Genomic DNA, 14,365 nt, shown 5'->3' on the forward strand with positions numbered 1-14,365 from the left:
AGAAAAATCGACAGGCGTTAATACGCCATACCTTCGGGATATCGGTTGCTCGTCGCAAAACTTGATAGCGAGTGCCTGGAAGAGTCTTTTCCGGTAGCATTCCCACCGAGTTTTACCCGCCTGGAACCTCCCATGTCCGACCGCCTGACCCTGCTGCGTCCCGACGACTGGCATATTCATCTTCGCGATGGTGCCGTGTTGCCCAATACAGTCGCAGATGTCGCGCGCACCTTTGGCCGCGCCATCATCATGCCCAACCTGGTACCTCCGGTGCGCAACGCCGTGGAAGCCGACGCCTATCGCCAGCGTATTCTAGCTGCGCGCCCGGCCGGCAGCCGCTTCGAGCCGCTGATGGTGCTTTACCTGACCGACCGCACCCAGCCGGACGAGATCCGCGCGGCCAAGGCCTGTGGCTTCGTGCACGCCGCCAAGCTGTATCCGGCCGGTGCGACCACCAATTCGGATTCGGGCGTGACCAGCATCGACAAGATCTTCCCGGTGCTCGAAACCATGGCCGAAGTCGGCCTGCCGCTGCTGATCCACGGTGAGGTGACCCGCGGCGAGGTCGATGTCTTCGACCGCGAGAAAATCTTCATCGACGAACACATGCGTCGTGTGGTCGAGCGCTTCCCCAGCCTGAAAGTGGTGTTCGAGCACATCACCACCGGTGAAGCCGTGCAGTTCGTCAAGGAGGCTTCGGCCAACGTCGGCGCCACCATCACCGCGCACCACCTGCTGTACAACCGCAACCACATGCTGGTGGGCGGTATTCGTCCGCACTTCTATTGCCTGCCGATTCTCAAGCGCAACACCCACCAGGAAGCCCTGCTGGATGCGGCCACCAGCGGCAGCGAAAAGTTCTTCCTCGGCACCGACTCCGCGCCCCACGCCCAGCATGCCAAGGAAGCCGCTTGCGGTTGTGCCGGCTGCTACAGCGCCTACGCCGCGATCGAGCTGTATGCCGAAGCGTTCGAACAGCGCAATGCCCTGGACCAGCTGGAAGCCTTTGCCAGCCTCAACGGTCCGCGCTTCTACGGCCTGCCGGCCAACACCGATCGCATCACCCTGGTTCGTGAAGAATGGACCGCCCCCGCCAGCCTGCCGTTCGGCGAGCTGACTGTCATTCCGCTGCGCGCCGGTGAAAAACTGCGCTGGCGCCTGCTGGAGGATCACTCGTGAGTGACGACCATTTCGACGACGAACAAGACGGCAACAGCGGCGCCCCCCGCCATCCAATGGCGGCACGCTTTCGCGGTTACCTGCCGGTAGTCGTCGACGTAGAAACCGGTGGCTTCAACTCAGCCACCGACGCCCTGCTGGAGATTGCCGCTACCACCATCGGCATGGACGAAAAGGGCTTCGTGTTCCCCGAACACACCTATTTCTTCCGCGTCGAGCCTTTTGAAGGCGCCAACATTGAAGCCGCGGCCCTGGAGTTCACCGGGATCAAGCTCGACCATCCCCTGCGCATGGCCGTCAGCGAAGAAACCGCCCTCACGGATATTTTCCGCGGCGTGCGCAAGGCGTTGAAAGCCAACGGCTGCAAACGCGCGATCCTGGTGGGCCACAACAGCAGCTTCGACCTGGGCTTCCTCAACGCCGCCGTGGCGCGCCTGGACATGAAGCGCAACCCGTTCCACCCGTTCTCCAGCTTCGACACCGCCACCCTGGCTGGCCTGGCTTACGGCCAGACCGTTTTGGCCAAGGCCTGCCAGAGCGCCGGCATCGACTTCGACGGTCGCGAGGCCCACTCGGCCCGCTACGACACCGAGAAGACCGCCGAGCTGTTCTGCGGCATCGTCAACCGCTGGAAGCAAATGGGCGGCTGGCAGGATTTCGACGACTGATCGATCCCTGGTCGAGTTGAATCGCCCGCATAAAAAAACCGGCCCTGAGGCCGGTTTTTTTATGCGTGACGCCAGGCTTACAGCTTGCCGGCGTTCTCGCTCAGGTAAGCAGCAACGCCTTCTGGCGAAGCGGTCATGCCCTTGTCGCCTTTCTTCCAGTTGGCAGGGCAGACTTCGCCGTGCTCTTCGTGGAATTGCAGAGCGTCGACCAGACGGATCAGCTCTTCCATGTTGCGGCCCAGCGGCAGGTCGTTGACGATCTGCGAACGGACAACACCTTTGTCGTCGATCAGGAACGCGCCACGGAAGGCCACGCCACCTTCGGACTCGACGTCATAGGCCTTGGCGATGTCGTGCTTCATGTCAGCGGCCATGATGTATTGAACCTGACCGATGCCGCCGGCATTGATCGGGGTGTTACGCCAGGCGTTGTGGGTGAAGTGCGAGTCGATGGAAACAGCGATCACTTCCACGTTACGTGCCTTGAAGTCGGCCATGCGGTGGTCCAGAGCGATCAGCTCGGACGGGCAAACGAAGGTGAAGTCCAGTGGGTAGAAGAACACCAGGCCGTATTTGCCTTTGATGGCCGAGGACAGGGTGAAGCTGTCGACGATTTCGCCATTGCCGAGAACGGCCGGTACGGTGAAGTCAGGGGCTTGTTTGCCTACGAGTACGCTCATTGGATATCTCCTGGTGTGGACGTAGTAATGAAGAAGGGGATTGGCCTTGAGTCTGCCACGCTGATGCGACAGCTCTGTGACCCGACCCCGCTTCGCAAGGACCGACCATCATACACCGCGTCTTTGAGCTGTCCTTAACGGTTTTTCGTCAGCCCGGCCCACAAAGCGGAAAATGCGAATCATCTGTCACCATCGCCAACAAAACCGTTCGTCACCCCGGGATGAAACGGCCACAAAGGCGGCCGAAACCACTTTGACAATCATTCTCGTTAACATTAAGATCCATCGCAATTGAGCCCTAACCAGCGACGGTTCTCATCCTATGTATGTCTGCCTCTGCACCGGTGTCACCGACGGACAAATTCGCGAAGCGATCTACGAAGGTTGCTGCAGCTACCGTGAAGTGCGCCAGGCCACTGGCGTCGCCAGCCAATGCGGCAAATGCGCATGCCTGGCCAAGCAAGTGGTTCGCGAAACCCTGACCGAATTGCAGAGCAGCCAAGCCGCCATTCCCTACCCAGTGGAATTTAATGTTGCTTGATGTACCGAATAAATAGCCGAATTTGAAACAACCGGACCTAGCGTCCGGTTTTTTTATGTCTGTAATTCAATCGCTTAGGTGCAAAACGCGGAACACAAACATTCTTATTCCGATTAATTTTCATATATTATTCAATAACTTAGGTTTGACAGTAATGTTTGTGCGGCTCAGACTCTGCCCTTATTTCACTAATTAAAGGGCAGGACCCCAACATGAAAGGCGACATTACAGTCATCCAGCATCTCAATAAAATCCTTGCCAATGAACTGGTCGCGATCAATCAGTACTTCCTGCATGCACGCATGTATGAAGACTGGGGCCTGAACAAACTGGGCAAGCACGAGTACCACGAATCCATCGACGAGATGAAGCATGCGGACAAGCTGATCAAGCGCATCCTCTTCCTCGAAGGCCTGCCCAACGTCCAGGACCTGGGCAAGTTGCACATCGGCGAACACACCAAGGAAATGCTCGAGTGCGACCTGCGCATCGAACGCACCGGCCACGCCGACCTCAAGGCCGCCATCGCTCACTGCGAATCGGTTGGCGACTTCGGCAGCCGTGAACTGCTGGAAGACATTCTGGAATCCGAAGAAGAACACATCGACTGGCTGGAAACCCAACTGGGCCTGATCGACAAAGTGGGTATCGAGAACTACCTGCAATCGCAAATGGGCGACGAGTAACCAACGCCCATGTAATAAAAAGCCCCGCCCTCGTGAGAGAGGCGGGCTTTTTATTGACCGCGAACAGGAAGTTCGCGTCAGGCTTCGGTCTTGGCAGCCGCTTTTTCGGCAGCAGCCTTGATCAGGCTCTGCAGCTCACCATTGGCAAACATTTCAGCCATGATGTCGCTACCGCCGACCAACTCACCGGCCACCCACAGTTGCGGGAAAGTTGGCCAGTTGGCGTACTTGGGCAAGTTGGCGCGAATCTCTGGGTTTTGCAGGATGTCCACGTAAGCGAACTTCTCACCACAGCCCATTACGGCCTGAGCGGCTTTTGCCGAGAAGCCGCACTGCGGGGCATTCGGCGAGCCTTTCATGTAGAGCAGAATGGTGTTGTTGGCAATCTGCTCTTTAATAGTTTCGATGATATCCATGGAACACCTCGGCTGAACTTTCCGACTCTGTTGTCGGCACGGTGGCGCATTGTAACGGAATCCTGAGCGCCCTGCTCGGCCTCTCCGACAGACACCTCAGGCCGCCTCCACGGTAACCGGCACCCCGTTCAACGCCGCATTCCCGGACAACGCATCGAGCTGACGCTCATCGGTCAGGTCATTGGCGCTGCAGCCAGGCTGCTCCCTGGCAATGCTCATCTGCACGCCGGGACGCCTGTGCCCCCAGCCATGGGGCAGACTTACCACGCCCGGCATCATCTCGCTGCTGGCCAGCACTTCCACCTCCACCGCGCCCACCCGGGATCGGACTCGCACCCGCTGACCATCACTCAGGCCCCGTTGAGCCAGATCCTCGGGATTCATCAATAGCTGATGGCGAGGCTTGCCCTTCACCAGGCGGTGATAGTTGTGCATCCAGGAGTTATTGCTGCGCACATGCCGACGTCCGATCAGCAACAACTCGCCCGAAGGTGGCGCACTCAACGCGGCAAAGCGTTGCAGATCGGCCATGATCGGCGCCGGTGCGGCCTGGATCCGCCGGTTCTCGGTTTTCAAGCGGGCCGCCAGGTTCGGCTGCAGGGCCCCAAGATCAATGCCGTGGGGGTACTGGTCCAGAGTCGCCAGGGACAGCTTGAGCGGCGAGGCATCGCCGTAAGGCCCGGCGCGCAAGCCCATGTCGATCATCTGTGCAGGGGCCAGGGTCGGCTTCAACGGGCTGGCGGTCTGCGCGGCAAATGCCTTGGCCAGGCCGACGAAGATCTCCCAGTCATGCAGCGCCCCTTGAGGCTTGGGCAGGATCGCTCGATTGAAGCGACTGACATTGCGCACCGCGAACAGATTGAAGGTGGTGTCGTAGTGATCGTTCTCCAGAGCCGAGGTGGACGGCAGGATCAGGTCGGCATAACGGGTGGTTTCATTGATGTACAGATCGATGCTGAGCATGAACTCCAGCCCGTCCAGGGCCTGCTCCAGCTGCCGGCCGTTGGGTGTGGACAACACCGGATTGCCGGCTACGGTGATCAGGGCCCGTACCTGTCCTTCGCCCTCGGTGAGCATCTCTTCGGCCAGGGCCGATACCGGCAGCTCGCCACCGTACTCCGGAAGCCCGGAAACCCGACTCTGCCAGACATTGAAGTGACCGCCCGAGGTAGCCGCCACCAGGTCCACCGCCGGCTGGGTGCACAAGGCACCGCCGACACGGTCCAGGTTGCCGGTGACCAGATTGAGCAGCTGCAGCAACCAGTGGCACAGCGTGCCGAAGGCCTGGGTCGACACCCCCATGCGCCCGTAACAGACCGCCTTGTCCGCCGAAGCGAAATCCCGGGCCAGTTGCCGAATCTGCGCAGCCGGAATTGCGCACAACGGACTCATGGCTTCGGCAGTGAACCGCGCAATTGCCTGGCGCACCTCGGCCAGCCCATCCACCGGCAAATGGCTGTCGCGGGTCAGGCCGGCGTCGAAAATGCTGTTGAGCAGACCGAACAGCAGCGCCACATCGCCCCCCGGCCGGATAAACAGGTGCTGATCGGCCATGGCTGCGGTTTCACTGCGCCGCGGATCAACCACGACCACCTTGCCGCCACGAGCCTGAATGGCCTTGAGGCGCTTCTCCACATCCGGCACGGTCATGATGCTGCCGTTGGATGCCAGGGGATTGCCGCCCAGGATCAGCATGAAATCGGTGTGATCGATGTCCGGAATCGGCAACAGCAGGCCGTGGCCATACATCAGGTAACTGGTCAGGTGCTGGGGCAACTGATCGACCGATGTGGCCGAGAAACGATTGCGGGTCTTGAGCTGGCCGAGAAAGTAATTGCTGTGGGTCATCAGCCCATAGTTGTGCACGCTGGGATTGCCCTGGTAGGTCGCCACGGCATTGTTGCCATGGCGCTGCTGGATGCTCGCCAGCCGCTCGGCCACCAGGGCAAAGGCCTCGTCCCACTCGATGGGCTGCCATTGGTTGCCCACACGGCGCACCGGCTGACGCAGGCGATCGGGATCATTCTGGATATCCTGCAGGGCCACGGCCTTGGGGCAGACATGGCCACGGCTGAAACTGTCCAGGGGGTCGCCCTTGATCGAGGTAATGCGTGGAGCGCTGCCCGGCTCTTCAGTGATTTCCAGGGTCAGGCCGCAGATGGCTTCGCACAGGTGGCAGGCACGGTGATGGAGAGTCTTGGTCATGGCCAGTCTCTATTGTTTGAAGGCGCCCCGCACAGGGCCGCAGGAAGCCAAAACTATGGCGGCTGGCCTCTGCCGACACCAGCGACGTTCGCCTCATGAATTCAGGTCCATCAACCTGAGCCATGATCAGGGCCGTCAGTTCGGCGGCAAGCGCGGCGGCCCCTCCATGGAGATTCGCGAGGAGGCGTCCATGGACCCCTGCTCGGCATGGACACCCGACAACTCGGCCAGCAGTCGCCAATGCTCATCCAGCCCGGCGCTGAGGGTCATCATCCGGTCGATCATCTTGCGCGCGGCTGCCCGGGTCAGCGGATCCTCGCTGCGCAGCAGCTCGAAAGAAAAGGCCGTCACCGAAGCGGTCATGTCCGTCAGCGCCCGGGCGGTGAGCCCCAACAGCGTCATCAGTTGTTGCTCCCTGGATTCCATCGCACACCTATCCTTGCCGCAGATTGGCCTTTATAGACTCAGCACTTTGCATTAGGAAATGTTTCAAGTGGCCAAGCCGCGGATTCCCCCCGCAGCGGACCTCGGCCCACAGGTCAGAAAACGACCGCAACCGCACGGCCGGCGCCACACTCGATTGCCAAGCCGCGCCGGGGCAGTGTACAAATGCCCGGCTGCTGTCTGAAAACCGGTCTCAAAAGCGCCAGCGCATTCGCGTCCTGGCCTCTCTGAATGCCCATGAACGCCGTAGCACTATTGGTAAGACGCGACATTTAATTATAAGATCGCGCCTTCCCCTATTTCGTCGCCCCGTGCGGCTTTCGCCGCAGGTCCAGCCCGTTGTTCGATTAAACAAGGCTTTGAGAATCTGCGGTCCGTTGCAAAAAGGTAGTTAATGATGAGCGCAAGGCACTTTCTCTCCCTGATGGATTGCACGCCCGAAGAGCTGGTCAGTGTGATTCGTCGAGGCATCGAGCTGAAGGACCTGCGTAACCGCGGCGTACTCTTCGAGCCTTTGAAAAATCGTGTACTCGGCATGATTTTCGAGAAGTCGTCGACCCGTACCCGACTGTCCTTCGAAGCCGGCATGATCCAGCTGGGCGGCCAGGCCATCTTCCTTTCGCCACGGGACACTCAACTGGGTCGCGGCGAGCCGATCGGCGACTGCGCCATCGTCATGTCGCGCATGCTCGACGCGGTGATGATCCGCACCTTTGCCCACAGCACCCTGACCGAATTCGCGGCCAATTCCCGGGTCCCGGTGATCAACGGCCTGTCCGATGACCTGCACCCCTGCCAACTGCTGGCGGACATGCAGACCTTCCTCGAACACCGTGGCTCGATCCAGGGCAAGACCGTGGCCTGGATCGGTGACGGCAACAACATGTGCAACAGCTATATAGAAGCGGCCATCCAGTTCGACTTCCAGCTGCGCATCGCCTGTCCCGAGGGCTACGAGCCCAACGCCGAGTTTGTCGCCAAGGCCGGCGATCGCGTGACCATCGTCCGCGACCCTCGCGAAGCGGTGATCGGCGCCCATCTGGTGAGCACCGACGTCTGGACCTCCATGGGCCAGGAAGAAGAGACCGCCAAGCGTCTCCAGCTGTTTGCCCCCTTCCAGGTCAACCGCGCGCTGCTCGACCTGGCCGCCCCGGACGTACTGTTCATGCACTGCCTGCCCGCCCACCGCGGCGAGGAAATCAGCCTCGACCTGCTGGACGACCCTCGCTCAGTGGCTTGGGACCAGGCGGAAAACCGTCTGCACGCACAAAAGGCCCTGCTCGAGTTCCTCGTCGAGCCGGCGTACCACCACGCATGAGCCAGCCACTCCTGCTGAACCTGCGCAATCTGGCATGCGGCTACCAGGACCAACGCGTGGTGCAGAACCTCAATCTGCACCTCAACGCCGGGGACATCGGCTGCCTGCTGGGCTCGTCCGGATGTGGCAAGACCACCACCCTGCGGGCCATCGCCGGGTTCGAGCCGGTACACGAAGGCGAGATCCAACTGGCCGGCGAAACCATATCCAGCGCCGGCTTCACCCTGGCCCCGGAGAAACGCCGGATCGGCATGGTGTTTCAGGACTATGCCCTGTTCCCCCACCTGAGCGTGGCGGACAACATCGCTTTCGGCATCCGCAAGCACCCGCAGAAAGACCGAGTGGTCGCCGAACTGCTGGAGCTGGTCAACCTGAAGGACCTCGGCCAGCGCTTTCCCCACGAGCTGTCCGGCGGCCAGCAACAGCGAGTGGCGCTGGCTCGCGCCCTGGCGCCCGAGCCGCAACTGCTGCTGCTGGACGAACCCTTCTCCAACCTCGACGGCGAACTGCGGCGCAAGCTCAGCCACGAGGTACGCGACATCCTCAAGGCTCGCGGCACCAGTGCGATCCTGGTCACCCACGACCAGGAAGAAGCCTTCGCCGTGAGTGATCAGGTCGGCGTGTTTAAGGAAGGCCGCCTGGAGCAGTGGGACACCCCCTACAACCTCTATCACGAACCACAGACACCCTTTGTCGCCAGCTTCATTGGCCAGGGCTACTTCATTCGCGGCCAGCTGAACACGCCGGAATCGGTGCAGACCGAACTGGGTGTACTGCAGGGCAACCGGGCCTATACCTGGCCGACAGGTGGCGCGGTGGACGTCCTGCTGCGCCCGGACGACATCGTCCACGCGCCGGACAGTGACTTGAAAGCCCGGGTGGTGGGCAAAACCTTCCTTGGCGCCTCGACCCTGTATCGCCTGCAATTGCCTACCGGCAGCCAGCTGGAATCGATTTTCCCCAGCCACGCCGACCATCAGGTCGGAGCGGATGTGGGCATTCGGGTTGCGGCGGAACACCTGGTGCTGTTCCAGGCTTCAGGCAGCACGGCGGCGCAGATTCCCCATAGCGACTCAGGGGTACGGCGCTACAGCAGCGCTCATTGAGCCGCCCTCGCCAGCAAGCCAGCCCCTACGCCAACACACTGTAGGAAACGGCTTGCCGGCGAGTCAGAGCGCCGTCATTGCAGATGCAAGCGCCCGCTGGCAATCAGCCGGGCGTGTCCACCGATCTTCACCCGTTCCCCCTCCAGGCGACAGAACAGCTCACCACCGCGTGCGGAGCACTGAAAGGCGCTCAGCTGCTGCTTGTCCAGCTGCTGCGCCCAGTAAGGCGTCAGGCAGCAATGGGTCGAGCCGGTCACCGGATCCTCGTCGATGCCGATGGCCGGAGCAAAATACCGCGAGACAAAGTCATGCCGCTCGCCCCGCGCGGTGACAATCACCCCCGGCCAGGGCAACTTGGCCAGCGCCGCCAGATCAGGCCGGAAATCGCGGACCGCCTGCTCCGACTCCAGCACCGCCAACAGCTCATGGGCACCTTGCAGATCGATGACCCTGGCGCCGAGTATCTGCGCCACCTGCTCCGCATCGGCCTGGCGGCGGGGGCTGCGCAGCGGAAAGTCCAGCCACAACAGGCCGCCTTCACGGGTAACGCTCAGGGGCCCCGAGCGGCTGAGAAACTCAATGCGTGGCCCCGGCTCCCCATACAGCTCGAACAGCACGTAGGCACTGGCCAGAGTGGCATGCCCGCACAGGGGCACCTCGGTGGCGGGGGTGAACCAGCGAATCCGCCAACCTTGGGCTTCACGCACCACAAACGCGGTTTCCGCCAGATTGTGCTCGGCGGCAATCTGCTGCATCAGGGCGTCGTCAAGCCATGCATCAAGCCGGTAAACCATGGCCGGGTTGCCGGCAAAGGGTTGATCACTGAATGCATCGATCTGTTGAAACTCAAGCTGCATGGCCCTTCTCCTTGATCAGTCGGCGGCCAGCATGGCTTGCGTGAGCGGCAGCGCGACAGACACAGACGAGAAGATTTTCCGGCATACAGCAGCGGCCCGCTCAACCGCCGACGCCTTGGTTCAAGGGCGACCGATGTCGGCGAACTTGCCCTGGGTATGCTCGGCCAGCACGGCAGCAGCCAATTCCACTTCCAGTCCGCGTCGACCGGCACTGACAAAAATACTGGCCAAAGGCTGAGCACTGCTGTCGATGAAGGTCCGCAGACGCTTCTTCTGCCCCAGCGGGCTGATCCCCCCCAACAGGTAGCCCGTGGCACGCTGGGCAGCGGCCGGATCGGCCATTTCGGCTTTTTTCACCCCAGCCGCGTGGGCCAGGGCCTTGAGGTCGAGACTGCCGGCAACCGGCACCACCGCCACCAGCAATTCCCCCTTCTCGCTGCTGGCCAGCAGCGTCTTGAACACTTGCGCCGGATCGAGGCTGAGCTTCTCCGCCGCCTCCAGACCGTAGGAGGCCGCCTTGGGATCATGTTCGTAACTGTGGATGCGATGTTCGGCGCGAACTTTTTTTAGCAGATCCAATGCAGGGGTCATGGCAGCTCCAAGAGGGACGAAAAGGCAAAACCGAGCGCGCGAATTTTAGGCCATTAATCGGCAAAAGGCTCTATTCCAGGCCTTGATAAGCCCTGGCCACAGACACCAGCGCCGCACCACCTGTCACTCCCGGGACTGTCGCCCCGGATCATTCATTTGATTGATATCTATAAAATGACCAGCCGTTCACTTTCGACCTTTGACAGCGGTGTTTCTTGTCTATATTTTTTCGTTTCTGAATATCATGCAGTAGATGCACCGTTGCACCCAGCAGCAAGACGAGGCCGGAATGGGGATTCCGTCTTCGTTGGAAGTCGCGCTCCATGCCTTTTGCAGCAGCGCCAGACAACAACAAAAAACGAGGTTCACAATGACAACTGCTCTGCAACAACCGTCACTATCGGGCCAATGCATGGCCGAGTTCCTGGGTACTGCGCTGCTGATCTTCTTCGGCACCGGCTGCGTCGCGGCGCTCAAGGTCGCGGGAGCCAGCTTCGGCCTGTGGGAAATCAGCATCATCTGGGGGATCGGCGTGAGCATGGCGATCTACCTCACCGCCGGCGTTTCCGGCGCGCACCTCAATCCTGCCGTGAGCATCGCCCTGTGCCTGTTCGCGGACTTTGAAAAACGCAAACTGCCGTTCTACATCCTGGCCCAGGTCGCTGGCGCCTTCTGCGCGGCGCTGTTGGTTTACACGCTGTACAGCAACCTGTTCTTCGATTTCGAACAGGCTCACCAAATGATCCGCGGTTCCCAGGCCAGCCTGGAACTGGCCTCGGTGTTCTCCACCTTCCCCAACCCGGCGCTGTCCACCGCCCAGGCCTTCCTGGTGGAAGTGGTGATCACGGCGATTCTGATGGGCGTGATCATGGCCCTGACCGACGACAACAATGGCCTGCCTCGCGGCGCGATGGCGCCCCTGCTGATCGGCCTGCTGATCGCCGTGATCGGCAGCGCCATGGGCCCGCTGACCGGCTTCGCCATGAACCCGGCGCGGGACTTCGGACCTAAACTGATGACGTTCTTTGCCGGCTGGGGTCAGATTTCCTTTACCGGCGGCCGGGACATTCCGTACTTCCTGGTGCCGGTCTTCGCCCCGATCCTCGGTGCCTGCCTGGGTGCGGCCGCTTATCGCGGACTGATTGCCCGGCACCTGCCCAACGCCGTCGCCGCCTCCGAGAGCGAATCGGTCGCCGATGGCAAAGTCAAAGCTTCTTGAATCTCGCGGCGCGTGATCCTGCCCAAATCGATCACGCGCCTGTTTCCACTCCCTTATTTCGTCCAAGGCAATCGACATGACCGACATTCAGAATAAGAACTACATCATTGCCCTCGATCAGGGTACGACCAGCTCCCGGGCGATCATTTTCGACCGCGACGCCAACGTGGTGTGCACCGCCCAGCGCGAGTTCGCCCAGCACTACCCACAGGCCGGCTGGGTCGAACATGACCCGATGGAAATCTTCGCCACCCAGAGCGCGGTGATGGTCGAGGCCCTGGCGCAAGCCGGCCTGCATCACGACCAGGTGGCCGCCATCGGTATCACCAACCAGCGGGAAACCACCGTGGTCTGGGACAAGACCACCGGCCGGCCGATCTACAACGCCATCGTCTGGCAGTGCCGCCGCAGCACCGAGATCTGCCAGCAGCTCAAGCGCGACGGCCACGAAGCCTACATTCGCGACACCACCGGCCTGGTCACCGACCCCTACTTCTCCGGCACCAAGCTCAAGTGGATCCTCGACAACGTCGAAGGCAGCCGCGAGCGCGCCCGTAGCGGCGAGCTGCTGTTCGGCACCATCGACAGCTGGCTGATCTGGAAATTCACCGGCGGCAAGACCCACGTCACCGACTACACCAACGCCTCGCGCACCATGCTCTTCAACATCCACACCCTGGAGTGGGACGCGAAGATGCTGGAGGTGCTGGATATCCCGCGGGAAATGCTCCCCGAGGTGAAGTCCTCGTCGGAAATCTACGGTCGCACCAAGAGCGGTATCGCCATCGGCGGCATCGCCGGCGACCAGCAAGCGGCGCTGTTCGGCCAGATGTGCGTCGAGCCGGGCCAGGCCAAGAACACCTACGGCACCGGCTGCTTCCTGCTGATGAACACCGGCGACAAGGCGGTGAAATCCCAGCACGGCATGCTCACCACCATCGCCTGCGGCCCGCGCGGCGAAGTGGCCTACGCACTGGAAGGCGCAGTGTTCAACGGCGGCTCCACCGTGCAGTGGCTGCGTGATGAGCTGAAGATCATCAACGACGCCCACGACACCGAATACTTCGCCAACAAGGTCAAGGACAGCAATGGCGTGTACCTGGTGCCGGCCTTCACCGGTCTCGGCGCGCCCTATTGGGACCCCTACGCCCGTGGCGCGCTGTTCGGCCTGACCCGAGGCGTGCGCGTGGATCACATCATCCGCGCCGCCCTGGAATCCATCGCCTACCAGACCCGCGACGTGCTCGACGCCATGCAGCAGGATTCCGGTGAACGCCTCAAAGCCCTGCGCGTGGACGGCGGCGCCGTGGCCAACAACTTCCTCATGCAGTTCCAGGCCGACATCCTCGGCACTCAGGTGGAGCGCCCGCAAATGCGCGAAACCACGGCCCTGGGCGCCGCCTACCTGGCAGGCCTGGCCTGCGGTTTCTGGGGCAGCCTGGAAGAGCTGCGAGGCAAGGCGGTGATCGAGCGCGAGTTCGAACCCCAGCTGGCCGAAGCGGAAAAAGAAGGCCTGTACGCAGGCTGGAAGAAGGCCGTCAGCCGCACCCGCGACTGGGAACCCCACGAAGAGGCCAAATAAGCCAAGCCGTGGATAGGTAACCGCTTGTAACTGGTCGGGAGGGGATTCCTGCGGCATCATGGGCAAATTTTGCACGGCAGCCCAAAGGAAGCCCCATGAATCTGCCTCCCCGTCAGCAGCAAATCCTCGATCTGGTCCGCGAACGCGGCTACGTCAGCATCGAGGAATTGGCCCAGCTGTTCGTTGTGACCCCGCAAACCATCCGCCGCGATATCAACCAGCTGGCGGAAGCCAATCTGCTGCGCCGCTACCACGGCGGCGCGGCCTACGACTCCAGCGTAGAAAACACCGCCTACGCCATGCGCGCCGACCAGATGCGCGATGAAAAGCAGCGCATCGGCGAAGCCGTTGCCGCGCAGATCCCCGATCACGCCTCGCTGTTCATCAACATCGGCACCACCACCGAATCCATCGCCCGCGCCCTGCTCAACCACAGCCACCTGAAGATCATCACCAACAACCTGCACGTGGCTTCAATGCTCAGTGCCAAGGATGATTTCGACGTGCTGCTCACTGGCGGCAATGTGCGCCGTGACGGCGGCGTGGTGGGCCAGGCCAGCGTCGACTTCATCAATCAGTTCAAGGTGGACTTCGCCCTGGTGGGCATCAGCGGCATCGACGAGGACGGCAGCCTGCTGGACTTCGACTACCAGGAAGTGCGGGTTTCCCAGGCGATCATCGCCAATGCCCGGCAAGTGATCCTGGCCGCCGACTCCAGCAAGTTCGGGCGCAACGCCATGATCCGCCTCGGCCCCATCAGCCTGATCGATTGCCTGGTCACCGACCAGCAACCGGTCCCGGCCCTGACCCAACTGCTCAACCAGCACAAGATCCGCCTCGAAGTGGTCTGAGCCCCCTTCCCTCCGGCAAGAC

Annotated in this window: 15 protein-coding genes; 9 read left to right on the forward strand and 6 right to left on the reverse strand. The window is 61.5% G+C overall.

Annotation, left to right across the window (positions count from 1 at the left end):
• Nucleotides 1–132: 132 nt before the first annotated feature.
• Together pyrC and rnt are read left to right on the forward strand one after the other, a co-directional pair.
• On the forward strand, nt 133–1,179 hold the full coding sequence (gene pyrC, locus PST29_RS23685; protein ID WP_060840798.1) for a dihydroorotase: 1,047 nt from the start codon (nt 133–135) through the stop codon (nt 1,177–1,179).
• Complete coding sequence (rnt, locus tag PST29_RS23690; RefSeq protein ID WP_060840799.1) at nt 1,176–1,847, forward strand: ribonuclease T; 672 nt, start codon at nt 1,176–1,178, stop codon at nt 1,845–1,847. The genes pyrC and rnt overlap by 4 nt, the downstream gene beginning before the upstream one ends.
• Nucleotides 1,848–1,924: 77 nt before the next feature.
• Here rnt and PST29_RS23695 read toward each other — a convergent pair whose 3' ends face one another.
• Nucleotides 1,925–2,527, reverse strand: a complete 603-nt coding sequence (locus PST29_RS23695; protein ID WP_007922432.1) for a peroxiredoxin — start codon at nt 2,525–2,527, stop codon at nt 1,925–1,927.
• 322 nt (nt 2,528–2,849) lie between these two features.
• On the opposite strand from PST29_RS23695, the gene PST29_RS23700 reads away from it, so the two are divergent.
• Entirely contained in the window at nt 2,850–3,068 is a 219-nt protein-coding gene (locus tag PST29_RS23700) for a bacterioferritin-associated ferredoxin (protein ID WP_011063112.1), read from the forward strand.
• Between the two features lie 212 nt (nt 3,069–3,280).
• Entirely contained in the window at nt 3,281–3,754 is a 474-nt protein-coding gene (gene bfr, locus PST29_RS23705) for a bacterioferritin (protein WP_011063113.1), read from the forward strand.
• A gap of 77 nt (nt 3,755–3,831) precedes the next feature.
• Here the strand turns inward: bfr and grxD are convergent, their stop codons facing one another.
• The 3 genes from grxD to PST29_RS23720 all read right to left on the reverse strand — a co-directional run bounded on the left by grxD (nt 3,832) and on the right by PST29_RS23720 (nt 6,801).
• Nucleotides 3,832–4,170, reverse strand: a complete 339-nt coding sequence (gene grxD, locus PST29_RS23710; RefSeq protein WP_011063114.1) for a Grx4 family monothiol glutaredoxin — start codon at nt 4,168–4,170, stop codon at nt 3,832–3,834.
• A 96-nt stretch (nt 4,171–4,266) separates the two neighbouring features.
• A complete protein-coding gene (locus PST29_RS23715) occupies nt 4,267–6,375 on the reverse strand; it encodes a molybdopterin oxidoreductase family protein (protein ID WP_060840800.1) in 2,109 nt (702 codons plus the stop codon).
• A gap of 135 nt (nt 6,376–6,510) precedes the next feature.
• Entirely contained in the window at nt 6,511–6,801 is a 291-nt protein-coding gene (locus tag PST29_RS23720) for a hypothetical protein (protein WP_060844473.1), read from the reverse strand.
• 415 nt (nt 6,802–7,216) lie between these two features.
• Between PST29_RS23720 and argF the strand changes: the two genes are divergently transcribed.
• Together argF and PST29_RS23730 are read left to right on the forward strand one after the other, a co-directional pair.
• Nucleotides 7,217–8,137 (forward strand): ornithine carbamoyltransferase, encoded by a 921-nt coding sequence (argF, locus tag PST29_RS23725; protein WP_060840802.1) that lies wholly within the window; start codon nt 7,217–7,219, stop codon nt 8,135–8,137.
• The gene (locus PST29_RS23730; protein WP_060840803.1) at nt 8,134–9,243 is read left to right on the forward strand and encodes an ABC transporter ATP-binding protein; all 1,110 of its coding nucleotides are present in this window, start codon (nt 8,134–8,136) and stop codon (nt 9,241–9,243) included. Before argF ends, PST29_RS23730 begins: the two co-directional genes overlap by 4 nt.
• Nucleotides 9,244–9,317: 74 nt before the next feature.
• Here the strand turns inward: PST29_RS23730 and PST29_RS23735 are convergent, their stop codons facing one another.
• Entirely contained in the window at nt 9,318–10,100 is a 783-nt protein-coding gene (locus PST29_RS23735; RefSeq protein ID WP_060844474.1) for a PhzF family phenazine biosynthesis protein, read from the reverse strand.
• 120 nt (nt 10,101–10,220) lie between these two features.
• The gene (gene ybaK / locus PST29_RS23740) at nt 10,221–10,691 is read right to left on the reverse strand and encodes a Cys-tRNA(Pro) deacylase (protein WP_060844475.1); all 471 of its coding nucleotides are present in this window, start codon (nt 10,689–10,691) and stop codon (nt 10,221–10,223) included.
• A gap of 370 nt (nt 10,692–11,061) precedes the next feature.
• On the opposite strand from ybaK, the gene PST29_RS23745 reads away from it, so the two are divergent.
• The 3 genes from PST29_RS23745 (at nt 11,062) to PST29_RS23755 (ending at nt 14,343) form a co-directional block, all read left to right on the forward strand.
• On the forward strand, nt 11,062–11,910 hold the full coding sequence (locus PST29_RS23745; protein ID WP_060840806.1) for an MIP/aquaporin family protein: 849 nt from the start codon (nt 11,062–11,064) through the stop codon (nt 11,908–11,910).
• 76 nt (nt 11,911–11,986) lie between these two features.
• Complete coding sequence (glpK, locus tag PST29_RS23750; protein ID WP_060844476.1) at nt 11,987–13,492, forward strand: glycerol kinase GlpK; 1,506 nt, start codon at nt 11,987–11,989, stop codon at nt 13,490–13,492.
• A gap of 95 nt (nt 13,493–13,587) precedes the next feature.
• Complete coding sequence (locus PST29_RS23755) at nt 13,588–14,343, forward strand: DeoR/GlpR family transcriptional regulator (RefSeq protein WP_011063123.1); 756 nt, start codon at nt 13,588–13,590, stop codon at nt 14,341–14,343.
• The last annotated feature ends 22 nt before the right edge of the window (nt 14,344–14,365 follow it).

The organism is Pseudomonas sp. St29 (assembly GCF_001547915.1).
Lineage (GTDB): Bacteria > Pseudomonadota > Gammaproteobacteria > Pseudomonadales > Pseudomonadaceae > Aquipseudomonas.